The sequence below is a fragment of the Streptomyces sp. NPDC056503 genome (genome assembly GCF_042794995.1).
Classification (GTDB): domain Bacteria; phylum Actinomycetota; class Actinomycetes; order Streptomycetales; family Streptomycetaceae; genus Streptomyces.
Window position 1 is genome coordinate 73,261 of the sequence record NZ_JBHTST010000003.1, and the last position, 24,077, is coordinate 97,337.

Consider the following 24,077-nt stretch of genomic DNA (forward strand, 5'->3'; position numbering starts at 1 on the left):
CACCCCCGGGAAACCCCGCCGCCCTCCGGGGCGGCGGGGTTTCGCCTGTGCGGGAGCCCTTCCCAGGTCCGGGGGGTAAGGTGCCAGGATCAGCAGAACCCGCACGGTGAGGCCCCCTCGTGTTGACACAGACCACCACCCGGGTGCTCGAACCCGCCGACCTCGGCGCCGCACTCGCCGTTCTGGAGAGCGCCCCCGTCGAGAACGCCTTCGTGACCGCCCGCGTACGGATCGCCGGGCTCGACCCCTGGCGGCTGGGCGGCGAGATGTGGGGCTGGTACACCGAGGGCCGGCTCACCTCGCTCTGCTACTCCGGCGCCAACCTCGTCCCGATCTGCGCCACCCCCCAGGCCGTCCGCGCCTTCGCCGACCGCGCCCGCAGGACCGGCCGCCGCTGCTCCTCGATCGTCGGCCCGGCCGGCCCCACCACCGAGCTGTGGCGACTCCTCGAACCCTCCTGGGGTCCCGCCCGCGACGTCCGCGCCCACCAGCCCCTCATGGTCGCCGAGGAGCCCTCCGCCACCGTCGCGGCCGACCCGCTCGTCCGCCGGGTCCGCAAGGACGAGATGGAAACGATCATGCCGGCGTGCGTCGCCATGTTCACCGAGGAGGTCGGGGTCTCCCCGCTCGCCGGCGACGGCGGCCTGCTCTACCAGGCCCGCGTCGCCGAACTCGTCGCCGCCGGCCGCTCCTTCGCCCGCATCGACGACGGCAAGGTCGTCTTCAAGGCCGAGATCGGCGCCGCCACCCGCCAGGCCTGCCAGATCCAGGGTGTCTGGGTCGCCCCCGAGCACCGGGGCAAGGGCCTCTCCGAGACCGGCATGGCCGCCGTCCTCCAGTACGCCCTCGCCGACGTCGCCCCCGTCGTCAGCCTGTACGTGAACGACTACAACACCCCCGCCCGTGCCGCCTACCGCCGGGTCGGCTTCCGCGAGACCGGCGCGTTCATGAGCGTCCTGTTCTGAGCGCGCTGTTCTGGGCAGGCGGGCACTTGTAGGGTGCGCCGCATGGACGACGCACAGGCCGTGATCGGACCCGTCAACCTCGCCGCCCGGGTGGACGAGGCGCTCGCCGTGCAGGCGGTCGCCTTCGGCCTCGACGCCGAGGAGGTCGCCGTACGCCGCCACATCGTGCTGCGCCACCTGATGAACCCCGGCGCCCGCGCCTACGGCGCCCTCACCCCCGGCGGCCGGCTCGTCGGCTTCGTGTACGGCATGCCCAACGACCGCGGCCACTGGTGGTCCACCGTGGTGGAGCCGTACCTCCGCGCCACCGGCACCGCCGACTGGCTCGACGCCTCCTTCGTCATCACCGAACTCCACGTCCACCCCGACTTCCAGGGCCTGGGCCTCGGCCGCGGGCTGATCACCACCATCACCGACACCGCCGACGAGAAGCGCTCCATCCTCTCGGCCATCGACACCGAGTCCCCGGCCCGCGGTCTCTACCGCTCCCTCGGCTACACCGACCTCGCCCGCCGGGTCCACTTCCCGAGCGCCGCGCGGCCCTACGCCGTCATGGGCGCCCCGCTCCCGCTCGCGCGCCGGAACTGATTTCTCGCGGGCGGGGCGGCCCGGATAACCTCGGGGCCATCAATTGTCCGTCCCGGCAGGAGTACGAGAACCATGGCCAACGCACCGGTCCAGCGCATGTCCCAGTTGATGGCGAAGACGCTGCGCGACGACCCGGCGGACGCCGAGGTCCTCTCCCACAAGCTCCTCGTCCGCGCCGGCTACGTCCGCCGCACCGCCGCCGGCATCTGGAGCTGGCTGCCGCTGGGCAAGAAGGTCCTCTCCAACGTCGAGCGGATCGTCCGCGAGGAGATGGACGCCGTCGGCGCCCAGGAGGTCTCCCTCCCCGCGCTGCTGCCCCGCGAGCCCTACGAGGCCACCGGCCGCTGGAACGAGTACGGCGCCGAGCTCTTCCGCCTCCAGGACCGCAAGGGCGGCGACTACCTCCTCGGCCCGACCCACGAGGAGATCTTCACCCTCCTGGTGAAGGACCAGTGCTCGTCCTACAAGGACCTGCCGGTCATCCTGTACCAGATCCAGACCAAGTTCCGTGACGAGGCCCGCCCCCGCGCCGGCATCCTGCGCGGCCGCGAGTTCCTGATGAAGGACTCCTACTCCTTCGACACCGAGGACGAGGGCCTGGCCCGGTCCTACGGCGTGCACCGCAAGGCCTACCAGCGGATCTTCGAGCGCCTCGGCCTCGACTACCGCATCTGCGCCGCCACCGCCGGCGCCATGGGCGGCTCCAAGTCCGAGGAGTTCCTCGCCCCGGCCGAGGCCGGCGAGGACACCTTCGCCGACTGCCCGAACTGCGACTTCGCCGCCAACACGGAGGCCGTGTACCAGGAGGTCAAGGCGGTCGACGGTTCGGCGGTCCCGGCCCTGGAGGCCATCCCCACCCCCGACACCCCCACCATCGAGACCCTCGCCGCCCACCTCGGCGTCCCGGCCTCCGCCACCCTCAAGAACCTCCTGGTGAAGGTCGACGGCGAGATCGTCGCCGTCGGCGTCCCCGGCGACCGCGAGGTCGACATGGACAAGGTCGAGGCGCACTTCGCCCCGGCCGCCGTCGAGCTCGTCACCGAGGCCGACTTCGCCGGCCGCCCCGACCTCGTCCGCGGTTACGTCGGCCCCCAGGGCCTGGAGAAGGTCCGCTACATCGCCGACCCGCGGGTCGCCCCCGGCACCGCGTGGATCACCGGCGCCAACGAGGAGGGCATGCACGCGAAGAACGTCGTCGCGGGCCGCGACTTCGAGGCCGAGGAGTACGTCGACGTCGTCGTCGTCCAGGAGGGCGACCCGTGCCCCACGTGCGGCACCGGCCTCAAGCTGGACCGCGCGATCGAGATCGGTCACATCTTCCAGCTCGGCCGCAAGTACGCGGACGCGCTGAAGCTCGACGTCCTGGGCCAGAACGGCAAGCCGGTCCGCGTCACCATGGGCTCCTACGGCATCGGCGTCTCCCGCGCCGTCGCCGCCCTCGCCGAGCAGACCGCCGACGACAAGGGCCTGTGCTGGCCGGCCGAGGTCGCCCCCGCCGACGTCCACGTCGTGGCCGCGGGCAAGGCGCTCCAGACCGAACTGGCCCTGGAGGTCTCCGACAAGCTCTCGGCAGCGGGCCTCCGCGTCCTGGTCGACGACCGCGCGGGCGTCTCCCCGGGCGTCAAGTTCACCGACGCGGAGCTGATCGGCGTCCCGAAGATCCTCGTCGCGGGCCGCCGCGCGGCGGAAGGCGTCCTCGAACTGAAGGACCGCCGCACCGGCGAGCGCGAAGAGCTCACCATCGAAGAGGCCCTCGCCACCCTGACGTCCTGACCACCGCCGCCACCCCGTAGCGGCACTCTCGCGGGTGCCTCCGCGCCCGTGCCTGGACCCGCACCCGTACGGAGCCGTACATCGGGTGCGGGCCCAGGCGCGGAAGCCCAGGCCCGGAAGAGGGCGTCGTCCCCGTGCCCACCCGTCCCGCCCTGCGGGACGCCTGCCCACGGGGACGGCGTCGGGTCACGCGGCCATGTCGCCCCGGGTCCTCCGGGGCGCCGGGTCCACGGAGGGGCCCGTGAGGTCCTCGACGGGCGGCAGCGGCGCCGGAGGCGGAGGCGGAGCCGGCACCTCGGCGGCCGGCGGCGCGGGCGCGGCCGACGCGTCCGGCGTGGCGCGTTCCAGGAAGCGCAGCAGCTCCACCGGGATCGGGAGCACCAGGGTCGAGTTCTTCTCGGCGGCGACGGCCATCACCGTCTGGAGGAGCCTCAGCTGGAGGGCGGCCGGCGCGTCGGCCATCTGGTGGGCCGCCTCCGTCAGCTTCTTCGACGCCTGGAGCTCCGCGTCCGCGTTGATCAGACGGGCCCGCCGCTCCCGGTCCGCCTCCGCCTGCCGGGCCATGGAGCGCTTCATGGTCTCGGGCAGGGACACGTCCTTGATCTCCACCCGGTCGATCTGCACGCCCCAGCCGATCGCGGGGGAGTCGAGCATCAGCTCAAGGCCCTGGTTGAGCTTCTCGCGGTTGGACAGCAGGTCGTCGAGGTCGCTCTTGCCGATGATCGACCGCAGCGAGGTCTGCGCCATCTGCGAGACCGCGAACTTGTAGTCCTCGACCCGCACCAGCGCCTCCGCCGCGTCGACCACCCGGAAGTAGACGACCGCGTCGACCCGGACCGTCACGTTGTCCCGGGTGATGCCCTCCTGCGCGGGCACGGGCATCGTGACGATCTGCATGTTCACCTTGTGGAGCCGGTCCACCGCCGGGACGATCATCGTGAAGCCGGGCGGCCGCACCTCGCCCCGCAGCCGGCCGAAGCGGAAGACGACGCCCCGCTCGTACTGCTTCACCACGCGCGCCGCCGCGGCGACGTACGCGACGGCGGCCAGCCCCGCTCCCGCCACGGCCATCAGGAGTTCTTCGATCATCACGGCCCCCTGAGGAAGGGTTACAAAAAGGGTATTCCCCTTCCCGGGGTCCGCGAACTCGGAGCGGTCCGGGGACTCAGAGCCAGCCGGCGAACTCCAGGAGCCACTCGGCCTCCTGCCGCCGCCCCCCGGCCAGCGCCCGGGTGCCGGACTCGACGGCCCGGAAGAGCGTCCAGCCGCGCAGCCGCTCACGGTCCACATCGAGGGAGTCGGCCAGCTTGTTCACCCGCCGCCGGGCGGCCGGCGCGCCGGCGGAGGCGGCCACCAGGTCCTCGACCCGGTCCCGTACCAGCCGGGCCAGGTCGTAGGCGCGCTCGCCGACGACGGGGTCGGGGCCGACGGCCAGCCAGGGCGTCCGGTCGCCGGCGAGGACCTTGCCCTGCCGGAAGTCCCCGTGCAGCAGCAACTCCTCCGTTGAACCGGCGAGCAGTTCCTCGCGGGCGCCGAGCGCCGTGGTGACGAGCTCGCCGGCGACGGCGTCGGAGCCGTACGGCCGCATCGCCTCGGCCTGCCGGGCGGTCCGCTCGGCCAGCGACTCGAAGCCGTGCCCGGCCGCGGGCTCCACCCACAGCTTCCGTACGGCCCCGGCCGCCTCCAGGAGCGCCTTGGCCTCGGGGAGCGAGCGGAGGGACACCTCCGGGTGCAGCCGTTCGAGGACGAGGGCGCCCTCCGGGGCCTCGGCGCGGAGCCGGACGGCGCCCCAGCCGTTCCAGTGCGCGAGCGCGTCCCGCTCCAGCGCGGGCCGGGTGAACGGCGGCGCGATCTTCAGCGCGGCGGGCGTGCCGTCGGCCTCGCGGACGAGCAGCACCAGACTGCCGCGCCCGCCGGGGGCCACCACCCGCTCGACGGTCAGTCCGGCCTCCTCGGGCACGCGCGCGGCGAGGTCGGGGAGCCGACCGAGCCACTCGGCCGCGGCGGTCTCGCCGTACCTCTCGTGGAGCGCCGTCACCAGTCGCCGGGGCGCTTCGAAACCCATACGTGCCTTGTTCCTTCTCCTTGGGCGGGGTGATCAGAGCTGGTGGGGGCCGGACTCACACCCGCTCGGCGAGCCCAGGAAAGGTTACGTCGCTGCCGCGCCACCGCACCGCGCGGACCGCCGCCTCCCGGAGCGCGGCGGCCGCCTCGCGGCGCAGGGCGCCGTCGCCGGCCCGCACCAGGTCGGAGTAGACCCCGGCGACCCGGTCCTCCAGGACGGCCGCGAGCCGTTCCGCGCCGGCAGGGTCGGCCACCCGGAACGGCAGCTCGTACGCGGCGGCCGCGGCGACCGGCGTGCCGCCGAGGTCGCGGACGGTGCGGCGCAGCGCGTCCCGGCGGGCCCGGTGCGCCTCGTGGCCGGCGGTCGCCTCGGCCCGGCGCTCGTCGGCGACCCGGCCGCCGACGACCCCGTAGCCGTACACGGCGGCGTGCTCGGCGGCGAGGGCGGCCTGGGCCGCCTGGAGGGCGCTCATGGGCGGGCTCCTTCGGTGAGGAGGTAGGCGTGGGTGGCGCCCGCGGCGGCCACGGAGGCGAGCAGCCGGGCGTACTCGGGCGGCGCCGCGAGCAGCTCGGCGGTGTGCGCGTCGGAGGCGGCCCGCGCCGCCCCCGCCAGCTCCCGCAGCGCGGCCTTCGGGTCGGCCGGCACGGCCTTCCCGGCGGTGCCCGTGCCGGCGGTCGGTGCCGCGGAGGGGGAGCCCGTGCCCGTGTCCGAGCCGGTCGCCGCGGGGGTCGCGGTGCCGGTGGCGGTGCCCGGCGTGGCCGCCGGGCGGTCGCCCTCGCCGAGGGCCCGTACGTGGGCGGCGACCGAGGCGCGCAGGGGGGCCACGCGCGCGTGGAGCGCGGGGTGGGCCGCGAGGGCGGCGTCGTAGCGGTCGAGGAGGGTCCGTGAGGCGGTCACCGCCCGGCGGCGGAGGGCCGCCGCGGCGCGGGCCACCCGTTCGGCCTCGCGGGCCGCCGCCTCCTCCGCCGCGCTGGGGCGCCGCGGCCCCGCGTCCTCGGAGGTGCATCCGGTCAGGGCCGCCGCGGCGGCCGAGGCCCCCGCCACGAGCAGGGCGCGTCTGCCCGTCGTCGTCACGCTCTCTCCCTCAGCATTCCGGACCCCTCCCGGCCGCCCGTCGAAGATCACCGCAGGCGAGCGTACCCGCGGGGGCCCGTGCGGTGGACGGCAACACCCTCCCGGACCGGATACCCTTGATCCGACACGCAGCGACAAGCAGCGACGAGCGACGTACCCACAACAGCACACGCGGCCGAGGAGTCACCCGGATGAGCACCACCCAGAGCGACAGGCTGCGCGGACTCATTGAGCCGCTCGTCCAAGCGGAGCACCTGGATCTGGAAGAGATCGAGGTGTCCAGGGCCGGCCGCCGAGGACTGCTGAGGATCGTCGTCGACTCGGACGAGGGCGTCGAGCTGGACGCCTGCGCGGAACTGAGCCGCGCCATCTCCGCGAAGCTGGACGAGACCGACGCCATGGGCGACGGCGAGTACGTCCTGGAGGTCAGCTCCCCGGGTGCCGACCGTCCGCTCTCCGAGCACCGCCACTACGTCCGGGCCACCGGACGGCTGGTGAAGCTCCGGCTCACCGAGGGCGAGGACCTGGTCACCCGCATCGTGGCCGTGGACGAGGACGGCCTCGACACCGAGGTCCCGGGCGTGAAGGGCCGCAAGGCCACCGCCCGCCGCGTGGAGTTCGCCGAGATCGCCAAGGCGCGTGTCGAGATCGAGTTCAACCGCAAGGACAAGAAGGAAGAGGAGGCGTAGCCGTGGACATCGACGTGAAGCTCCTGAAGGGCTTGGCACAGGAGAAGGAAATCTCCTTCGAGATGCTGGTCGAGGCGATCGAGTCGGCCCTCCTCATCGCCTACCACCGCACGCCGTCCGCCCGCCGCCACGCGCGCGTGGAGCTGGACCGCCACACCGGGCACGTGACGGTGTGGGCCGAGGAGGACCGGGCCGACCTGGAGGAGGGGCAGGAGCCCAAGGAGTTCGACGACACCCCGTCGGACTTCGGCCGCATCGCGGCGAGCACCGCCCGCCAGGTCATCCAGCAGCGGCTGCGCGACGCCGAGAACGACGTGACCTTCGGCGAGTACGCCCGCCGTGAGGGCGACGTCGTCGCCGGCGTGGTGCAGCAGGGCAAGGACCCGAAGAACGTCCTCGTCAAGCTGGACGACAAGCTGGAGGCCATCCTTCCGGTGCAGGAGCAGGTGCCGGGCGAGGACTACACGCACGGTCTGCGGCTGCGCACGTACGTCGTCCGGGTGGCCAAGGGCGTCCGCGGTCCGTCCGTGACCCTCTCGCGCACCCACCCCAACCTGGTGAAGAAGCTCTTCGCCCTGGAGGTGCCGGAGATCGCCGACGGTTCCGTCGAGATCTCCGCCATCGCGCGTGAGGCCGGTCACCGCACCAAGATCGCGGTCCGGTCCACCCGTTCGGGCCTGAACGCCAAGGGCGCCTGCATCGGCCCCATGGGCAGCCGGGTGCGGAACGTGATGGCCGAGCTGCTCGGCGAGAAGATCGACATCGTCGACTGGTCGGACGACCCGGCGGAGATGGTGGCGAACGCCCTCTCCCCGGCCCGCGTCTCCAGGGTCGAGGTCGTCGACGCCGCCGCCCGGTCCGCCCGGGTGACGGTCCCCGACTACCAGCTCTCCCTGGCCATCGGCAAGGAGGGGCAGAACGCCCGTCTGGCCGCACGGCTCACCGGTTGGCGGATCGACATCCGTCCGGACACCGAGGTCCCGGCCGAGGAGGGCTGAGCCGCTCCGCCGCACGTCGGAGATCGTTTTTGGCCAACGGCTGTTCGATTTTTGCCCCAAACGGGTGAGGTCGGTACGGGGAGGTAGACTTAATCGTGTCTGGCCGGACGCATGCCCGCGCGTGCCCTGAGCGAACCTGTGTGGGATGCCGGGAGCGAGCGGCCAAGAGCGAACTGCTGCGGATCGCGATGGATAAGGACGAGTGCGTCCCCGATCATCGCGGTACGCTGCCCGGCCGGGGTGCGTACGTGCACCCCGCCTTGCACTGTCTCGACCTCGCGGTCCGCCGACGGGCGTTCCCGAGGGCCTTCAAGGTCCCGGGACCGCTCGACACGGCGGCCCTGCGGGAGCACATCGAGCAGGCCGCGCAGGCGGCACCGCAGTGAAAAGGAAGTACGGCACGGAACACCGTGCGGTCAGGTACCTCGCGAGTCGGAAGTAGGTCGAGATTGCGATGAGCACTCGATGAGTACGCGATGAGTACGCCCATGAAGTAGCAACGGTCCGGCGGTAACCGGACCTATAAAGGAGCGATGTGGCTAAGGTCCGGGTATACGAACTCGCCAAGGAGTTCGGCGTAGAGAGCAAGGTCGTCATGGCCAAGCTCCAGGAACTCGGTGAATTCGTCCGTTCGGCGTCCTCGACGATCGAGGCGCCGGTCGTGCGCAAGTTGACTGACGCTTTGCAGGGTCCCGGCGGTTCCGCCGGCAAGACCGCTGCCAAGCCCGGAGCGCCCCGCAAGGCGGCGCCCGCCCCCAAGCCGGCCGCGCCGGCGCCTTCGGCGCCCGCTGCCGCACGTCCCGCTGCCCCGAAGCCTGGCGCGCCCACCCCGGCGCCCAAGCCCGCGGCGGCCGAGAAGCCCGTGACGCCGGCCGCCCCCGGCTCGCGTCCGACCCCGGGTCCGAGGCCCGCGGCTCCCGCGCCCAAGCCGGCGCCGGCCGCCCCGGCTCCGACCAACCCGGAGTTCACCGCGCCTCCGGCTGCTCCGACCGCTCCGGCGGCTCCGGCCGCCGGTGGTCAGCGTCCCGGTGGTGCCGCCCCCGGCCAGCGTCCGACCGGTGCCCGTCCGGGCCAGTCCGCGCCGCGTCCGGGCCAGCAGGCCCCCCGCCCCGGCCAGCAGTCCGCGCGTCCGGGCGCCCCGCGTCCGGCCGGCCCGCGTCCGGGCAACAACCCCTTCACCTCCGGCGGCTCCACCGGCATGGCGCGCCCGCAGGCGCCCCGTCCCGGTGGCGGTGCCCCGCGTCCCGGCGGCCCCGGTGCCGTTCCGGGCGCCCCGCGTCCGCAGGGCGGCCCCGGTGGCGCACCCCGCTCCGGCGGCCCCGGTGCCCCCGGCGGCGCGCGTCCCACCCCCGGTGGCATGCCGCGTCCGCAGGCTCCCCGTCCGGGCGGCGCGCCCGGCGGTAACCGTCCGAACCCGGGCATGATGCCGCAGCGTCCCGCTGCCGGCCCGCGTCCCGGCCCCGGCGGTCGTGGCCCCGGTGGCCCCGGCGGTCGTCCGGGTGGTCCCGGCGGTGGCGGCGGCGGTCGTCCCGGCTTCGCCGGTCGTCCGGCCGGTCCCGGCGGTGGCGGCGGCGGCTTCGCCGGCCGTCCCGGTGGTCCCGGTGGTGGCGGCGGCGGTCGTCCGGGTGGTCCCGGCGGCGGTGGCGGCGGCTTCGGCGGTCGTCCCGGCGGCTTCGGTGGCCGTCCCGGCGGCCCGGGTGGCCGTGGTGGCACGCAGGGCGCCTTCGGTCGTCCCGGCGGTCCCGCGCGTCGTGGTCGCAAGTCGAAGCGGCAGAGGCGCCAGGAGTACGAGGCCATGCAGGCCCCGTCCGTGGGCGGCGTGATGCTGCCTCGCGGCAACGGCGAGACCATTCGCCTGTCGCGCGGTGCGTCCCTCACCGACTTCGCGGAGAAGATCGGCGCCAACCCGGCGTCGCTCGTCGCGGTCATGATGAACCTCGGCGAGATGGTCACGGCCACGCAGTCCGTCTCCGACGACACGCTGGTCATGCTGGCCGAGGAGATGAACTACGTCGTCCAGGTCGTCAGCCCGGAGGAGGAGGACCGCGAGCTTCTCGAGTCCTTCGACATCGAGTTCGGCGAGGACGAGGGCGGCGAAGAGGCCCTGGTCTCCCGTCCGCCGGTCGTGACCGTCATGGGTCACGTCGACCACGGTAAGACCCGACTCCTCGACGCCATCCGCAAGACGAACGTCGTCGCGGGCGAGGCCGGTGGCATCACCCAGCACATCGGTGCCTACCAGGTCGGTACCGAGGTCAACGGCGAAGAGCGTCGCATCACCTTCATCGACACCCCGGGTCACGAGGCGTTCACCGCCATGCGTGCCCGTGGTGCGAAGTCGACCGACATCGCGATCCTCGTGGTCGCGGCCAACGACGGCGTCATGCCGCAGACGATCGAGGCGCTCAACCACGCCAAGGCCGCCGGCGTCCCGATCGTCGTCGCGGTCAACAAGATCGACGTCGAGGGCGCGGACCCGGTCAAGGTCCGCGGTCAGCTGACCGAGTTCGGTCTGGTGGCCGAGGAGTACGGCGGCGACACCATGTTCGTCGACATCTCCGCCAAGCAGGGTCTGCACATCGACTCCCTGCTGGAGGCCGTGATCCTCACCGCCGACGCCTCGCTCGACCTCCGGGCCAACCCGGAGCAGGACGCGCAGGGCATCGCCATCGAGTCGCACCTCGACCGCGGTCGCGGTGCCGTCTCGACGGTCCTGGTCCAGCGCGGCACGCTGCGCATCGGTGACACGATCGTCGCCGGCGACGCGTACGGCCGTGTCCGGGCCATGCTCGACGACAAGGGCAACAACGTGGACGAGGCGACCCCGTCGACTCCCGTCCTCGTCCTGGGTCTCACCAACGTCCCGGGTGCCGGCGACAGCTTCCTCGTCGTCGACGAGGACCGCACCGCCCGCCAGATCGCCGAGAAGCGTGCCGCCCGCGAGCGGAACGCGGCCTTCGCGAAGCGCGTCCGCCGCGTCTCGCTCGAGGACCTGGACAAGGTGCTCAAGGCCGGCGAGATCCAGCAGCTGAACCTGATCATCAAGGGTGACGCTTCCGGTTCCGTCGAGGCCCTCGAGTCCTCCCTGCTCCAGCTGGACGTCGGCGAGGAGGTCGACATCCGCGTCCTGCACCGCGGCGTGGGTGCCGTCACCGAGTCGGACATCGACCTGGCGATGGGCTCCGACGCCATCGTGATCGGCTTCAACGTGCGCGCCGCCGGGCGTGCGCAGCAGATGGCCGAGCGCGAGGGCGTGGACGTCCGGTACTACTCGGTCATCTACCAGGCGATCGAGGAGATCGAGGCGGCCCTCAAGGGTCTGCTCAAGCCGGAGTACGAGGAGGTCGAGCTCGGCACCGCGGAGATCCGCGAGGTCTTCCGCTCCTCCAAGCTCGGCAACATCGCGGGTGTCCTCATCCGCTCCGGCGAGGTCAAGCGCAACACCAAGGCGCGCCTCCTCCGCGACGGCAAGGTCATCGCGGAGAACCTCAACATCGAGGGTCTGCGCCGCTTCAAGGACGACGTCACCGAGATCCGCGAAGGCTACGAGGGTGGTATCAACCTCGGAAACTTCAACGACATCAAGATCGACGACGTCATCGCGACGTACGAGATGCGCGAGAAGCCGCGCGCGTAACACGCGGTGAAGTGCCGGGGCCGGTCGGCGGAGGTTATTCCGTCGATCGGCCCCGGCCGTTCCGTGTACGGTTTCGGTGTCCCCGTCCAGCGGTTGGCGGGGCCACTGACCCCGAACCGGCGGGACATCCGGACACACATGTATGTGGGGACTCTGTCCTTCGACCTGCTCCTCGGCGACGTCCATTCGCTCAAGGAGAAACGCTCCCTCGTGAAACCGATCGTCGCCGAGCTCCAGCGGAAGTTCTCGGTGAGCGTGGCGGAGGTGAGCGGCCAGAACCTCCACCGGCGGGCCGAGATCGGCGTCGCGATGGTGTCGGGTGACCTCGGACACCTCAACGGCGTCCTGGACCGCTGCGAGCGGCTGGTGGCCGCCCGGCCCGAGGTGGAGCTGCTGTCGGTGCGCCGAAGGCTCCACACTGATGAAGACTGAACGAGCAAGGCAAAGAAGGAGACGGACCAGTGGCCGACAACGCGCGGGCGAAGAAGCTGGCGGACCTCATCCGGGAGGTGGTCGCCGAGAAGCTGCAGCGCGGCATCAAGGACCCGCGCCTGGGTACGCACGTGACCATCACGGACACCCGCGTCACCGGTGACCTGCGGGAGGCCACGGTCTTCTACACGGTCTACGGCGACGACGAGGAGCGGGCGAGCGCCGCGGCCGGCCTGGAGAGCGCCAAGGGCATCCTCCGTTCGGCCGTGGGCCGGGCGGCGGGGACCAAGTTCACCCCCACCCTGGCCTTCGTGGCCGACGCCCTCCCCGAGAACGCCCGGACCATCGAGGACCTCCTCGACAAGGCCCGCGCGTCCGACGCGGAGGTGCGCCAGGCCTCCTCCGGCGCCACCTTCGCCGGTGAGGCCGACCCGTACAAGAAGCAGGGCGAGGACGACACCGCCGAATGAGCGACAAGATCCGGACGCCCGACGGGCTTGTCATCGTCGACAAGCCGTCGGGCTTCACTTCGCACGACGTCGTGGCCAAGATGCGCGGGATCGCCAAGACCCGTCGCGTCGGCCACGCCGGCACGCTCGACCCCATGGCGACGGGCGTCCTCGTCCTCGGCGTGGAGCGGGCCACCAAGCTCCTCGGTCACCTCGCGCTGACCGAGAAGGAGTACCTGGGCACCATCCGCCTGGGCCAGACCACGATCACGGACGACGCCGAGGGCGAGATCACGGCGTCGGTCGACGCTTCGAAGGTCACCCGCGAGCAGATCGACGCGGGGGTCGCGGAGCTGACCGAGGCGATCATGCAGGTCCCGTCGAAGGTCTCCGCGATCAAGATCGACGGAAAGCGGTCCTACGCGCGCGTGCGCGGCGGCGAGGAGTTCGAGATCCCGGCCCGGCCGGTCACCGTCTCCTCCTTCCGGGTGTACGACGTGCGCGAGGCGACGGCCGAGGACGGCACGCCCGTCGTCGACCTCGTCGTCTCGGTGGTCTGCTCCTCCGGTACGTACATCCGGGCGCTGGCCCGGGACCTCGGCGCCGGGCTCGGCGTCGGCGGGCACCTCACCGCGCTCCGGCGCACCCGGGTCGGCCCCTACAAGCTCGACAGCGCCCGCACCCTCGACCAGCTCCAGGAGGAGCTGACCGTGATGCCGGTCGCCGAGGCCGCGGAGGCGGCGTTCCCGCGCTGGGACGTCGACGAGAAGCGGGCCCGGCTGCTGCTCAACGGGGTGCGTCTGGAGATGCCCGAGTACCCCAAGGGGGCGGTGGCGGTCTTCGGCCCCGAAGGGAAGCTGCTCGCCCTGGTGGAGGACCAGCGGGGCAAGGCGAAGAGCCTGGCCGTCTTCGGCTGAGACGTCTTCGGCCGAGACGTCCGCGGCCGGGACGTCTTCGGCCGAGTCGTCTCCGGTCGGGACGCGTGCGGTCGGGATGCTCCGGCCGGTCTGGCGGATGGAAGGGCGGGTGCGCGCGGCGCACCCGCCCTTTCGCGTTTCTTCACCCCATCGGGGAAGCGCTCGGAGTGAACCGGGGGAGTGCGAGGGGGCGCCTTGGCCGGTCGGCGCACTTCGGCGGCCGGAGCCGACCTACCCTCCACACCATGGGACGCGGGGACCTGGCGGAGCCGGTGGGGCTGGTGCGCATCTGCGATCTGGCGGGCCGGCCACGCGGCACCGGATTCCTCGCCGACCACGAGGGCACCCTCGTCACCAGTCACGAGGCCGTGGACGGGCTGACGCGCGTCGTGCTGCACGCACCGGGGGAGCGGACCGGGCTCGCCGAGGCGGACGCCATCACCCCCCTCCCCGAGCACGGGCTCGCCCTCATCCGCACCGAGGGCCTGGGCGTGCCCCCGCTGCCGCTCGCCACCCGGGAGGCCGTCGAACCCGGCACGTACGTCCGGATCGCCGCGCACGGCTGGCGGGAGGCGCGCGTCCTCGGCCCCGCCGCCGTCACGTACACCGCCACCGACCGCTGCCACGCCCTCCCCGACGCCCTCGAACTCGCCATCGGCACCCAGGGCGCCGAGGCGCTGCGGCTCGGCGGCCCGGCCGCGGGCGGGCCCGTCGTCGACAGCGCCACCGGCACGGTCCTCGGCGTCGTCGGCACCGCCCTCCAGGGCGACCCGCGCGCCGCCGGGCACGCCGTCCCGATCCGCCCCGACGGCCCCCTGAGCGAGCTGCTGCGCCGCAACGCCGCCACGATCCCCGCGTACGGCCCCGACCTGAACCTCGCCGCCCTCCTGGAGCTCACCGCCCCCACGGCGCTCCCGGCGGGCGACCCGTCCCCCTGGCCGGCCCCGGTCGCCCGCCCCACCGCCTTCCGCGCCGTGACCGGCTTCGCCACCGGCGAGGGCCCTTCCGGCGTCCCCGTGCTGACCGTCGTCGGCGAGCCCGGCTGCGGGCGCACCACCCTGCTCGACGCGGTCTGCGAGGAGCGGGCGCGCGGTGCCGCGGCCGCGCCGACCGTCCGGCTGCGCGGCGCCGACCTCCGGGAGGGCGACGGCTCGCTCGCCGAGGCCGTCGGGCGGGTGCTGGACCAGGCCGCGCGGATCGCCGCCGCCTCCGGGGCCGCCGGCGACCCCGTCACCGCCGAGCGGGCCGCTGGCCTCGCCCGGGAGGCCGGGCGGCCGCTCCTCGTGGTCCTCGACGCCCCCGAGGAGATGCCCCCGCTCCTCGCCCACCGGCTCGCCGCCTGGACCGCCGCCACCGAGCGCTGGCTGCGCGCCCACGGCGTCCGGCTCGCCCTCGCCTGCCGCCCCGAGCACGCCGAGCAGGCGGCGCCGCTGTGGAGCGCCGCCCCCGCCGCGCTGGCGCTCGGCGACCTCACCGAGGCCGAGGCCGAGGCCGTGCGCCGGGGGTACGGCATCGGGGACGACGACCTCGACGCGGCCGACGCCCGGCACCCGCTGGCCCTGCGGCTGCTCGCCGAGGTGCGGGCCGCGCTCCCCGGCGAGGTGCCCGGCCGGCCCGGACGGGCCGAGATCTTCACGGCGCACCTGGACCTGATGTGCCTGCGGATCGCGGTCCGGATCGCCGCGGACGCCCGCCCGCTGCCCGGCGGCCGCGCCGTCCGCCGGCTCGCCGCCCGCGTCACCGGCCAGGTCCACGAGGCCGCCCGGCGCTGCCTGGGCCCCGGCCACGGCCTCCTCGACCGCGCCTCCTTCGAGGACCTCTTCCCCTGGCGCGACGGCTGGGCCTCCGCCGTCCTCACCGAAGGCCTCCTCGTCCCCGCCGGAACCGGCTACCGCTTCGCCCACGAGGAACTCGCCGACTGGCTCCAGGCCGCCCACCTGGACCTCGGCACGGCCCTCGACGCCCTGGTCCACGGCCGCCCCGACGAGGCCGCGGAACCCGCGGATCCCGGGGCCGACGCCCGGCGGCCGGCCCCGGTGCCGGAGCGGCCGCCCGTGCCCCGGCACCGGGTCGGGATCCTTCTCCAGGCGCTGCTGCTGGTGCACCGGGAAGGCGGCCCCGCGGCCCTGGCGCCGCCGCTCGGCCGGCTCGCCGGAGCCCTGGCGGGCTTCGGGGACGAGGCGCCCGAGGACGCCGTGTGGTGGGCGCGCACGCTGCTCGCGCGGACCCTCGACAGGGTCGGCGACCCTCGGCCGTACCTGCCCGTGCTGCGCCGGCTCGCCGACCGGGTGGGAGAGGGCGCGGCCCGGGCGGGGGCCTTCGAGCCCTTCGGGCCGGAGTGGTGGGGACGGCTCGCCGTCGGCGAGGACGAGCGACTCGACCTGCTGCGCCGGCTCGTCACCGCCGACCCGCCGCGCTTCCTCGCCCTCGCCGAAGAGCTGCTCGTCGCCAGGACCCGGGAGATCCAGCCCCTGCTCTGCCGCTGGTTCACGGACGGACGGGGCCTGCCCCCGCGGCCGTACGCCAGCGTGGGCACGGTCGCGCGGGAGCTGCTGCACGCGCACCGGGGGCTCGCCGCCGACGACCTCTGCGAGGCGCTGGTCGCCACCGCGCACCCGCTCGCCGAGGGACTGCTCGGGGCGCTCGTCGACGACGAGCCGGCGGCGCTCTGCCGGGCGGTGGACCGGTGGGCGCACGACGACGGGAGGCCGGAGCGGCGCGTCGCCGCGGCCGTCTACGGCACCCTGCTCGCCGCGCGCGGACAGGACGGGCAGGAGCGGGAGCTGCTGCGGTACGCGGCGGGCGCGCTGCTCGGCCGGGCCGCCGACCGGGGGCTGCACGGGGCCGCGCTCGGCGTCCTCGTCCGGGACCCGTACACCCGGGCCGCGTACCTGGCGCGCGCCCTCGCCGATCCCCGGGTGCCCGCCGACGCGCTCGCCGGGGCGCTGGCCGAGCACCCCGAGGCCGTCCTCGGCGCCTTCCGGGAACGGCTGGACCAGGGCCGCGACCCGGGCGGCGCGCTGCGGGCCCTCGCCGCGGTCGACGCGCCCGGACTCACCCGGCGGATCGCCGGCCTCGTCCGGGAGTACGCGAGCCGCCACCCCGAGGGCGCGGGGCACGTCGCCGGCTACGTCGACCTGCGGTTCGAGGAGGGGCCGACCGCCCGCGCCGTGCTCTTCCCGCTGGTGGTCGGGCTGATCCACGGCCCGCCCGCCGCCGTCCGGCGCGCGCTCGCGCCCGTGCTCGCCGCCCCGGGCAGCGGCGCCTCCCGCCATCTGCGGGCCGAACTCCTCGACGTGCTCCTCGACCACGAGACGTACGCGACCGGGCCCGGCGACCCCGCCGTGGCGGACGCGCTGCTGACCGCCGCCGCCGAGGGCGCGGCCCGCCGCTCGCTCCCGCGCAACCGCGCGCTGCTGGCCCGTACCGCCGTCCTCCACGCCCGCGACCCGGGCGGCGCGGCCCGCCGCGACCGGCTGCTCGCCGCGCTCGCCGCCGACCACCCGGCCTTCGCCGCGCTGCTCGCGGGGGCCGTGCCCGCGCCGCGAACACCCGGCTCCGCCCATGCCGATGCGGACCGACGGGCGTGGGCATGGCAGTCTTAGACCTGCGTAATGGGCGCACAGGGCGAACAGGCGGACGAGGAGCGGTCACAGTGCAGCGCTGGCGTGGCTTGGAGGACATCCCCCAGGACTGGGGGCGCAGCGTCGTCACCATCGGCTCCTACGACGGTGTGCACCGCGGGCACCAGCTGATCATCGGGCGGGCCGTCGAGCGCGCCCGCGAGCTGGGCGTCCCCGCCGTCGTGGTCACCTTCGACCCGCACCCCTCCGAGGTGGTGCGCCCCGGCAGCCACCCGCCGCTGCTCGCCCCGCACCACCGGCGCGCCGGGCTGATGGCCGAACTCGGCGTGGACGCCGTCCTCGTGCTGCCGTTCACGGCGGAGTTCTCGCAGCTGTCGCCGGCCGACTTCATCGTCAAGGTGCTCGTCGACAAGCTGCACGCCCGGGCCGTCATCGAGGGCCCCAACTTCCGCTTCGGCCACCGCGCCGCGGGCAACGTGGAGTACCTCACCGAGCTGGGCGCCACCTACGACTACGAGGTCGAGGTGATCGACCTGTACGTGAGCGGCGCCGCCGGCGGCGGACAGCCCTTCTCCTCCACCCTCACCCGCCGGCTCGTCGCCGAGGGCGACATGACCGGCGCCGCCGAGATCCTCGGCCGCCCGCACCGGGTCGAGGGCATCGTCGTGCGCGGCGCCCAGCGCGGCCGTGAACTGGGCTTCCCCACGGCCAACGTGGAGACCCTGCCGCACACCGCGATCCCCGCCGACGGCGTCTACGCCGGCTGGCTGACCGCGAACGGCGAGCGGATGCCGGCGGCGATCTCCGTCGGCACCAACCCGCAGTTCGACGGCACGGAGCGGACGGTGGAGGCGTACGCGATCGACCGCGAGGGCCTCGACCTGTACGGCCTCCACGTCACCGTCGACTTCCTCGCCTACGTGCGCGGCATGCTCAAGTTCGACACCCTCGACGACCTCCTCGTGGCCATGGCCGGCGACGTGGACAAGTGCCGGGCCATGACGGCCGAGTACGACGCCGGACAGGCGTGACCGTCACCGGGTGACGTGCACCGCCGCCCGGATCACCCCCCGGCCGCCGCCCAGTGGCAGGCCACCCCCCGCTCGCCGCCGCCCGCGCGGAGGACCGGCAGGGGCTCGGTGCGGCAGCGGTCGGCGACCGGGGCCGCCTCGCCCGAGGCCAGGACGTGGCAGCGGGCGTGGAAGCGGCAGCCGCCGGGGATCCGGGCCGGGTCCGGCGGTTCGCCGGTCAGGACCACCGGGGGCGCCTCCGACTCCGGGAGCACCGAGAGCAGCGCGCGGGTGTACGGATGGCGGGGCGCGGTCAGCACCGTCTCGACCGGGCCCGTCTCCACCACCCGGCCCAGGTACATCACCGCCACCCGGTCCGCGATGTTCCAGGCCAGGCCCAGGTCATGGGTGACGACCAGGGCGGAGAGCCCGAGCTCGTCGCGCAGCCGGAGCAGCAGGGCCAGGATCTCGCCGCGTACCGAGGCGTCCAGGGAGGCCACCGGCTCGTCCGCGACGATGAGTTCGGGCTCCAGGACGAGCGCCCCGGCGATCACCACCCGCTGGCGCTGCCCGCCGGAGAGTTCGTGCGGGTAGCGCAGGAAGAACCGCTCGGGCGGCCGCAGCCCGGCCCGGGCGAGCGCCTCCGCGACCGCCGCCCGCTCGTCGCCCTCGTAGCCGTGGATCCGCAGCCCCTCGGCGACCGCCTCGTACACGGTGTGCCGGGGGTTGAGGGAGCCGCTCGGGTCCTGGAGGACGAGCTGGGCGCGGCGCCGGTACGCCTTCAGCGCCCTGCCGGAGTACGCGAGGGGCCGCCCGGCGAAGGAGACCGTGCCGGCCCCGGGCCTCACCAGGCCGAGGAGCGTGCGCGCCAGGGTCGTCTTGCCGCAGCCGGACTCGCCGACCAGGGCCACGATCTCGCCCGCGCCGATCTCCAGGTCCACTCCGTCGACGGCCCGGGACGGCGGCGCGCCCCGCCGCCCGGGGAAGGTGACGTGCACCCCGCTCGCCGCCAGCAGAGCCTCGGTCATCCGCTTTCCCTTCCCACGAGGACGCAGGCGGCCCGGTGTCCCGCGCCCGCCGTCCGCAGTTGCTGGTCGTGCTCGGCGCACTCCGCCACCGCCACCGGGCAGCGGGGGTGGAAGGCGCAGCCGTCCGGCAGCGCCGCCGGGTCCGGCGGGTCGCCGGGCAGGCCGCGCGGCGCCCGCCGCGAGGCCGGGTCCCCGATCCGGGGGAAGGCCGAGGACAGCGCCCGCCCGTAGGGGTGGGCGGCCGAGCCGTACACCTCGCGGGCCGGGCCCTCCTCGACGATCCGGCCCGCGTACATGACGGCGAGCCGGTCGCAGGTGTCGGCGAGGACCGCCAGGTCGTGGCTGATCATCATCAGGCCGATGGACTCCTCGGCGACGAGTCGCTCGATCAGCCGCAGGATCTGCGCCTGGATCATCACGTCGAGGGCGGTGGTCGGCTCGTCGGCGACGATCAGCCGGGGCTCGCAGGCGAGCGCCATCGCGATCATCACGCGCTGGCGCTGTCCGCCGGAGAGCTCGTGCGGATAGCCGGCGGCCCGGGAGGCCGGGAGGCCCACCTGTTCGAGGAGGGCGGCGACCCGCTTGCGGGCCTCGGCCGGGGTGGCCCGCCTGTGCACCAGGAGCGGCTCGGCGATCTGGTCGCCGATCCGGCGGACCGCGTTCAGCGAGTGCATCGCGCCCTGGAAGACGATCGAGGCGCCCGCCCAGCGGACCGCCCGCAGCCGCCCCCACTTCATGGCGAGGACGTCCTCCCCGTCGAGGAGGATCTCCCCTTCGAGCCGGGCGGTCGCGGGCAGCAGCCGCAGCAGGGCGAGCGCCAGCGTCGACTTCCCGCAGCCGGACTCCCCGGCCACGCCCAGCTTCGACCCGGCCTCCAGGCTGAGGTCGACCCCGCGCACGGCGGGTACGGCCGCGGCCCCCGAGCCGTACGTGACCCTCAGGTCCCTGATCTCCAGGAGGCTCAACGCCCCACCCCCAGCCTCGGGTTGAGCACGGATTCGACGGCCCGGCCGCAGAGCGTGAAGGCGAGCGCGACCAGCGCGATCGCGATCCCGGGCGGGGCCAGGTACCACCAGTGCCCGGAGGAGACCGCGCCGGCCTCGCGGGCGTCCTGGAGCATCCCGCCCCAGGACACCACCGTCGGGTCGCCGAGTCCGAGGAAGGCGAGGGTGGCCTCGGTGAGGATCGCGGTGGAGATGCCGAGCGTGGTCTGCGCGAGCACCAGCGGCATCACGTTGGGCAGCACGTGCCGGGCCATGACGTGCCGGTGCCCGCCGCCGAGCGCGGTGGCCCGCTCGATGTACGGACGGGACTCGACGGCGATCGTCTGCGCCCGCACGAGCCGGGCGGTGGTGGGCCAGGAGGTGACCCCGATGGCGAGCACCACCGTCCACATCGACCGGGACATCACGGTGGCCAGCACGATCGCCAGGACCAGCGTCGGCATCACCAGGAACCAGTCGGTGATCCGCATGACGACCGTGGAGAGCCAGCCGCCGTAGTGGCCGGCGAGGACCCCGACGAGGGTGCCGATGGCGACGGACAGCGTGGCCGCGAGCAGCCCCACGAGCAGTGAGATCCGGGCGCCCCAGATCAGCAGGCCGAGCAGCGAGCGGCCGAACTGGTCGGTGCCGAGGGGGAACTCGGCGCTCGGCGGCTCCAGGGCCGTACCGGGCGCGTTGGTCACCGACTGGACGTCGGCGCCGACGGTCAGCGGCGCGGTGAGCGCGAGCAGGGCGATCAGCGCCAGCCCGGCCAGCCCGTACAGGCCCGCCCGGTGGTTCCGGTACGCCTGCCAGAAGCGCGCCGCGGAGCCCTTGCGGCGCTCCCATGCGAGAGAGGTCATCGGCCCACCCGGGGGTCGAGCAGCGGATAGAGCAGGTCGGCGAGGAGGTTCATCAGGATCATCGCTCCGGCGAAGACGACGAACAGGCCCTGGACGAGCGGGAGGTCGGGCACGCTGAGCGCCTGGTAGAAGAGTCCGCCGAGCCCCGGCCAGGAGAAGACCGTCTCCACCAGGATCGAGCCGGCCGCCACATGGCCCAGGTTGATGAAGACCATGGTGACGGTGGGCAGCAGCGCGTTGGGCACCGCGTGCCGGCGCCGCACCTCGTCGTCCTTGAGGCCCTTCGCCCGGGCGGTCGTCAGGTAGTCGCCGCCCATCTCGTCGAGGAGCGAGGACCGCATCACGAGCAGCGTCTGGGCGTAGCCGACCGCGACCAGCGTCACCACCGGGAGGACGAGGTGGTGGGCGACGTCGAGGACGTACGCGAAGCCGGTCTCGCCCGTCCCCGACTCCATGCCGCCGGTCGGGAAGAGCCCGGGGATCGGGCCCATGCCCACCGAGAAGACGATGATGAGCAGCAGTCCGAGCCAGAACGACGGCACCGACCACAGGGTGAGCGCGACGCCGGTGTTCACCCGGTCGCCGAGGCCGCCGTGCCGCCACGCCGAGCGGGTGCCGAGCCAGAGCCCGAGCGCCGAGTAGAGCACCACGGCGACCCCGGTGAGCAGCAGCGTCGCCGGCAGCTTCGCCGCGATCAGCTCGCCGACCGGGGCGCGGAACTGGAAGGAGGTGCCGAAGTCGCCGGCGAGCGCCTTGGCGCAGTAGTCGGTGAACTGCTGCCACAGGGGCAGGTCGAGGCCGAACTGACGGCGCAGGGTGGCCAGTTGCTCGGCGGAGGTGGGGATGCCGTGGGTCATCGCCTTCACCGGGTCACCGGGGATGATCCGGAAGAGGAAGAAGCTGGTGACCAGGACGGCGAAGAGGGAGACGAGCGCGCCGCCCAGCTTCCCCGCCGCGTGGCGGAGGTAGCCGGAAGCGACACCGGTGCGGGATGCGCCGTCCGTGGCGCGGGCCTCCTCGGCCCGCGCCACGCCGGCGGGGGTGCTTGCCGTCGTCATCGCTACTCGCGGTCGTCGGCGGTGGCGCGCCGGCGCATCCGGAAGAGGACGAGTCCGCCGGCGACGACGACCACGGCCGCCCCGACGCCGATCAGGACCCCGGCCGAGGACGCGTCGGAGCCGTCCCCGGAGCCGGACGCGGAGGCGGCTGGCACGGCCGACCACCAGGACCAGTAGCCGTCCTGCCCCCACAGGTTGCCCGCGGCCTCGGGCATGGTCGTGATCGAGGCGATCTGGTCGGTGCGGTACGCCTCCAGGGCGTTGGGATAGGCCATGACGTTCATGTACCCCGTGTCGTACAGCCGGGACTGCATCCGCTTGACCAGGTCCGCCCGCTTGGCGGTGTCGTACTCCACCGCCTGCTGGGCGTAGAGCTCGTCGAACCGCTTGTCGCAGATGAAGTTGTCGGTGGCGCCGGTGTCCTTCGGGGTGGCCGGGAGGGTGCCGCAGGTGTGGATGGAGAGGACGTAGTCCGGGTCGGGGTTGACCGACCAGCCGTCGAAGGCGAGGTCGTAGTCGCCCTTGACCCAGGGGTCGGAGACGCTGTCCATGCACTCGACGGTCAGGCCGATGCCGAGCTCGCCCCACCACTCCTGGAGGTACTTGCCGACCGCCTTGTCGTTCGGGTCGGTGGCGTGACAGAGGATCCGGAAGGAGAGCGGCCTGCCGTCCTTGCCGATCCGCTTCCCCTCGCCGTTCTTCGCGTATCCGGCGTCGTCGAGCGCCTTCGCGGCGGCGGCCGGGTCGTAGCCGCGCTTCTGGGCGCCCTCGGGCTTCCAGAAGTAGGAGCCGAAGCGGGGCGGGATGTACCCCTCGCCCTCGACGGCGTGCCCCTGGAAGACCTTCTCGACGAGGGTGGCGCGGTCGACGGAGAGGAAGAGCGCCCTGCGCACGGCGGGGTCGAGGAGGGCCGGGTGTCCGTTCCCGAAGGTCTTGCCGTCCTTGGCGCGGGCGCCGGGGTTGGTGGCGAGGGCGTAGAAGCGGCGCCCGGGGGCGTCGTTGACCTTGATGTCCTTCTGCGTCTTCAGTGCCGCGGCCTGGGCGGGCGTCAGGTTCGGTACGAAGGACACCTCGCCCTTCTGGAGGGCGGCGACGGCCGCGTCGCCGTCCTTGTAGTACTTGAAGACCAGTTCGTCGAACTTGGGTGCGCCCCGCCAGAAGGTCTTGTTCGGCTTGAGCTTGAGGTACTGGTCGACCTTGAAGTCGGTGATGACGAAGGGGCCGTTGCCGACGATCGGGAACTGCCGGTCGTTGTTGAACTTCGAGAAGTCGCCGACCTTCTCCCACACGTGCTTCGGCACGATCGGCACGTCGAGCGCGGTCATCGTCGCCTGCGGCTTCTTCAGCCGGATGACGAGGGTGCCCGGGTCGGGGGCGGTGACCTCGGCGAAGTTCGCCGTGAAGCTGCCGTTGGCGGTGGCCGCGTTCGGGTCGGTCATCATCTTGTTGAAGGTCCAGGCCGCGTCCTCGGCGGTGGCCGGCTTCCCGTCGGACCAGGTGGAGTCCTCGCGGATCTTGTACGTCCACGTCAGCTTGTCCGGCGAGGAGGACCACTCGGTGGCGAAGGCGGGGACGGTCCTGGCGTCCTTCGCGTCGTAGTTGGTGAGGTACTCGTAGGCCAGCCGGTGGATGCTGGTCGAGGTGAGCTTCTGGGCCAGGAACGGGCTGAGCGAGTCGATGCTCTGCGAGACGGCCACCGTGAGCGTCGTGCCGCCGGACTTGTCGTCCTCGGCGGCGGCGGTGGTGGCGGGGAGGGCCGCGAGCGAGGCGGTGGTGAGACCGGCGGCGAGCAGCAGACGTACGGTCCGGCGGGGCCGGTCCGGCCGGCGGGAGAGTGGGCGGGAGGGAACCTTCGTGACCATGACCATGGGACGTGACCTCGCGTCGGGGGATCTGTCGTGGAGTCGTGGATCTTGGGCTGACGTCAAGTGAAGCGAAGATGTATCAGCGGTGGTCTGCCGTCG

General features: G+C 73.8%; 21 protein-coding genes. 12 read left to right on the forward strand and 9 right to left on the reverse strand.

What is annotated here, in order from left to right; translation table 11 throughout:
- The first annotated feature begins 119 nt into the window (after positions 1 to 119).
- The 3 genes from ACFQ8C_RS01675 (at position 120) to ACFQ8C_RS01685 (ending at position 3,326) form a co-directional block, all read left to right on the forward strand.
- Entirely contained in the window at positions 120 to 965 is an 846-nt protein-coding gene (locus tag ACFQ8C_RS01675; RefSeq protein WP_383451097.1) for a GNAT family N-acetyltransferase, read from the forward strand.
- A gap of 42 nt (positions 966 to 1,007) precedes the next feature.
- Positions 1,008 to 1,553, forward strand: coding sequence for a GNAT family N-acetyltransferase (locus tag ACFQ8C_RS01680; protein WP_383451099.1), 546 nt, complete (start codon positions 1,008 to 1,010; stop codon positions 1,551 to 1,553).
- A 72-nt stretch (positions 1,554 to 1,625) separates the two neighbouring features.
- Positions 1,626 to 3,326: a proline--tRNA ligase gene (locus tag ACFQ8C_RS01685; RefSeq protein WP_383451101.1), complete on the forward strand. Its 1,701-nt coding sequence runs from the start codon at positions 1,626 to 1,628 to the stop codon at positions 3,324 to 3,326.
- Positions 3,327 to 3,512: 186 nt separating this feature from the next.
- On the opposite strand, the gene ACFQ8C_RS01690 is transcribed toward ACFQ8C_RS01685, so the two are convergent.
- The 4 genes from ACFQ8C_RS01690 to ACFQ8C_RS01705 all read right to left on the reverse strand — a co-directional run bounded on the left by ACFQ8C_RS01690 (position 3,513) and on the right by ACFQ8C_RS01705 (position 6,465).
- Positions 3,513 to 4,415, reverse strand: coding sequence for a slipin family protein (locus tag ACFQ8C_RS01690; RefSeq protein ID WP_383451104.1), 903 nt, complete (start codon positions 4,413 to 4,415; stop codon positions 3,513 to 3,515).
- Positions 4,416 to 4,491: 76 nt separating this feature from the next.
- Positions 4,492 to 5,391 carry an aminoglycoside phosphotransferase family protein gene (locus ACFQ8C_RS01695; protein ID WP_383451106.1) on the reverse strand — a complete coding sequence of 300 codons (900 nt, stop codon included), beginning with the start codon at positions 5,389 to 5,391 and terminating at the stop codon, positions 4,492 to 4,494.
- Between the two features lie 55 nt (positions 5,392 to 5,446).
- A complete protein-coding gene (locus ACFQ8C_RS01700; protein ID WP_383451109.1) occupies positions 5,447 to 5,863 on the reverse strand; it encodes a ferritin-like domain-containing protein in 417 nt (138 codons plus the stop codon).
- Positions 5,860 to 6,465, reverse strand: coding sequence for a hypothetical protein (locus ACFQ8C_RS01705; RefSeq protein WP_383451111.1), 606 nt, complete (start codon positions 6,463 to 6,465; stop codon positions 5,860 to 5,862). Before ACFQ8C_RS01705 ends, ACFQ8C_RS01700 begins: the two co-directional genes overlap by 4 nt.
- 191 nt (positions 6,466 to 6,656) lie before the next feature.
- On the opposite strand from ACFQ8C_RS01705, the gene rimP reads away from it, so the two are divergent.
- The 9 genes from rimP to ACFQ8C_RS01750 all read left to right on the forward strand — a co-directional run bounded on the left by rimP (position 6,657) and on the right by ACFQ8C_RS01750 (position 18,202).
- The gene (rimP, locus tag ACFQ8C_RS01710; RefSeq protein WP_383451114.1) at positions 6,657 to 7,154 is read left to right on the forward strand and encodes a ribosome maturation factor RimP; all 498 of its coding nucleotides are present in this window, start codon (positions 6,657 to 6,659) and stop codon (positions 7,152 to 7,154) included.
- A 2-nt stretch (positions 7,155 to 7,156) separates the two neighbouring features.
- Positions 7,157 to 8,152 carry a transcription termination factor NusA gene (nusA, locus tag ACFQ8C_RS01715; protein ID WP_383451117.1) on the forward strand — a complete coding sequence of 332 codons (996 nt, stop codon included), beginning with the start codon at positions 7,157 to 7,159 and terminating at the stop codon, positions 8,150 to 8,152.
- 95 nt (positions 8,153 to 8,247) lie between these two features.
- Positions 8,248 to 8,538 (forward strand): YlxR family protein, encoded by a 291-nt coding sequence (locus tag ACFQ8C_RS01720; protein ID WP_383451119.1) that lies wholly within the window; start codon positions 8,248 to 8,250, stop codon positions 8,536 to 8,538.
- A gap of 149 nt (positions 8,539 to 8,687) precedes the next feature.
- The gene (gene infB, locus ACFQ8C_RS01725) at positions 8,688 to 11,789 is read left to right on the forward strand and encodes a translation initiation factor IF-2 (protein WP_383451122.1); all 3,102 of its coding nucleotides are present in this window, start codon (positions 8,688 to 8,690) and stop codon (positions 11,787 to 11,789) included.
- 138 nt (positions 11,790 to 11,927) lie between these two features.
- Complete coding sequence (locus tag ACFQ8C_RS01730; RefSeq protein ID WP_031008504.1) at positions 11,928 to 12,221, forward strand: DUF503 domain-containing protein; 294 nt, start codon at positions 11,928 to 11,930, stop codon at positions 12,219 to 12,221.
- Between the two features lie 29 nt (positions 12,222 to 12,250).
- The gene (gene rbfA, locus ACFQ8C_RS01735) at positions 12,251 to 12,691 is read left to right on the forward strand and encodes a 30S ribosome-binding factor RbfA (protein ID WP_383451125.1); all 441 of its coding nucleotides are present in this window, start codon (positions 12,251 to 12,253) and stop codon (positions 12,689 to 12,691) included.
- Positions 12,688 to 13,587 carry a tRNA pseudouridine(55) synthase TruB gene (gene truB / locus ACFQ8C_RS01740; protein ID WP_383451128.1) on the forward strand — a complete coding sequence of 300 codons (900 nt, stop codon included), beginning with the start codon at positions 12,688 to 12,690 and terminating at the stop codon, positions 13,585 to 13,587. Before rbfA ends, truB begins: the two co-directional genes overlap by 4 nt.
- A gap of 245 nt (positions 13,588 to 13,832) precedes the next feature.
- Positions 13,833 to 17,192 (forward strand): trypsin-like peptidase domain-containing protein, encoded by a 3,360-nt coding sequence (locus ACFQ8C_RS01745; RefSeq protein ID WP_383451131.1) that lies wholly within the window; start codon positions 13,833 to 13,835, stop codon positions 17,190 to 17,192.
- A gap of 50 nt (positions 17,193 to 17,242) precedes the next feature.
- On the forward strand, positions 17,243 to 18,202 hold the full coding sequence (locus ACFQ8C_RS01750) for a bifunctional riboflavin kinase/FAD synthetase (protein WP_383451133.1): 960 nt from the start codon (positions 17,243 to 17,245) through the stop codon (positions 18,200 to 18,202).
- Between the two features lie 32 nt (positions 18,203 to 18,234).
- On the opposite strand, the gene ACFQ8C_RS01755 is transcribed toward ACFQ8C_RS01750, so the two are convergent.
- Genes ACFQ8C_RS01755 through ACFQ8C_RS01775 form a run of 5 tightly spaced genes read right to left on the reverse strand, consistent with a single transcriptional unit; the run spans position 18,235 to position 23,975 of the window.
- Positions 18,235 to 19,209, reverse strand: coding sequence for an oligopeptide/dipeptide ABC transporter ATP-binding protein (locus ACFQ8C_RS01755; RefSeq protein ID WP_383451136.1), 975 nt, complete (start codon positions 19,207 to 19,209; stop codon positions 18,235 to 18,237).
- Positions 19,206 to 20,174, reverse strand: a complete 969-nt coding sequence (locus ACFQ8C_RS01760) for an ABC transporter ATP-binding protein (RefSeq protein ID WP_383451139.1) — start codon at positions 20,172 to 20,174, stop codon at positions 19,206 to 19,208. The genes ACFQ8C_RS01755 and ACFQ8C_RS01760 overlap by 4 nt, the downstream gene beginning before the upstream one ends.
- The gene (locus ACFQ8C_RS01765) at positions 20,171 to 21,055 is read right to left on the reverse strand and encodes an ABC transporter permease (RefSeq protein ID WP_383451142.1); all 885 of its coding nucleotides are present in this window, start codon (positions 21,053 to 21,055) and stop codon (positions 20,171 to 20,173) included. Before ACFQ8C_RS01765 ends, ACFQ8C_RS01760 begins: the two co-directional genes overlap by 4 nt.
- Positions 21,052 to 22,113, reverse strand: coding sequence for an ABC transporter permease (locus ACFQ8C_RS01770; protein ID WP_383451144.1), 1,062 nt, complete (start codon positions 22,111 to 22,113; stop codon positions 21,052 to 21,054). The genes ACFQ8C_RS01765 and ACFQ8C_RS01770 overlap by 4 nt, the downstream gene beginning before the upstream one ends.
- Positions 22,114 to 22,115: 2 nt before the next feature.
- Positions 22,116 to 23,975: an ABC transporter substrate-binding protein gene (locus ACFQ8C_RS01775; RefSeq protein ID WP_383451229.1), complete on the reverse strand. Its 1,860-nt coding sequence runs from the start codon at positions 23,973 to 23,975 to the stop codon at positions 22,116 to 22,118.
- Positions 23,976 to 24,077 lie beyond the last annotated feature (102 nt).

What these genes read in the sequence shown, in the direction of transcription:
- rimP (WP_383451114.1), top strand. Translation starts at nt 6,657, where the DNA reads ATGAGCACCACCCAGAGCGACAGGCTGCGCGGACTCATTGAGCCGCTC.
- ACFQ8C_RS01730 (WP_031008504.1), top strand. Translation starts at nt 11,928, where the DNA reads ATGTATGTGGGGACTCTGTCCTTCGACCTGCTCCTCGGCGACGTCCAT.
- ACFQ8C_RS01745 (WP_383451131.1), top strand. Translation starts at nt 13,833, where the DNA reads ATGGGACGCGGGGACCTGGCGGAGCCGGTGGGGCTGGTGCGCATCTGC.
- ACFQ8C_RS01765 (WP_383451142.1), bottom strand. Translation starts at nt 21,055, where the DNA reads ATGACCTCTCTCGCATGGGAGCGCCGCAAGGGCTCCGCGGCGCGCTTC.
- ACFQ8C_RS01690 (WP_383451104.1), bottom strand. Translation starts at nt 4,415, where the DNA reads ATGATCGAAGAACTCCTGATGGCCGTGGCGGGAGCGGGGCTGGCCGCC.
- ACFQ8C_RS01770 (WP_383451144.1), bottom strand. Translation starts at nt 22,113, where the DNA reads ATGACGACGGCAAGCACCCCCGCCGGCGTGGCGCGGGCCGAGGAGGCC.
- ACFQ8C_RS01755 (WP_383451136.1), bottom strand. Translation starts at nt 19,209, where the DNA reads ATGACCGAGGCTCTGCTGGCGGCGAGCGGGGTGCACGTCACCTTCCCC.
- truB (WP_383451128.1), top strand. Translation starts at nt 12,688, where the DNA reads ATGAGCGACAAGATCCGGACGCCCGACGGGCTTGTCATCGTCGACAAG.
- ACFQ8C_RS01700 (WP_383451109.1), bottom strand. Translation starts at nt 5,863, where the DNA reads ATGAGCGCCCTCCAGGCGGCCCAGGCCGCCCTCGCCGCCGAGCACGCC.
- ACFQ8C_RS01695 (WP_383451106.1), bottom strand. Translation starts at nt 5,391, where the DNA reads ATGGGTTTCGAAGCGCCCCGGCGACTGGTGACGGCGCTCCACGAGAGG.
- ACFQ8C_RS01680 (WP_383451099.1), top strand. Translation starts at nt 1,008, where the DNA reads ATGGACGACGCACAGGCCGTGATCGGACCCGTCAACCTCGCCGCCCGG.
- ACFQ8C_RS01685 (WP_383451101.1), top strand. Translation starts at nt 1,626, where the DNA reads ATGGCCAACGCACCGGTCCAGCGCATGTCCCAGTTGATGGCGAAGACG.
- ACFQ8C_RS01775 (WP_383451229.1), bottom strand. Translation starts at nt 23,975, where the DNA reads ATGGTCACGAAGGTTCCCTCCCGCCCACTCTCCCGCCGGCCGGACCGG.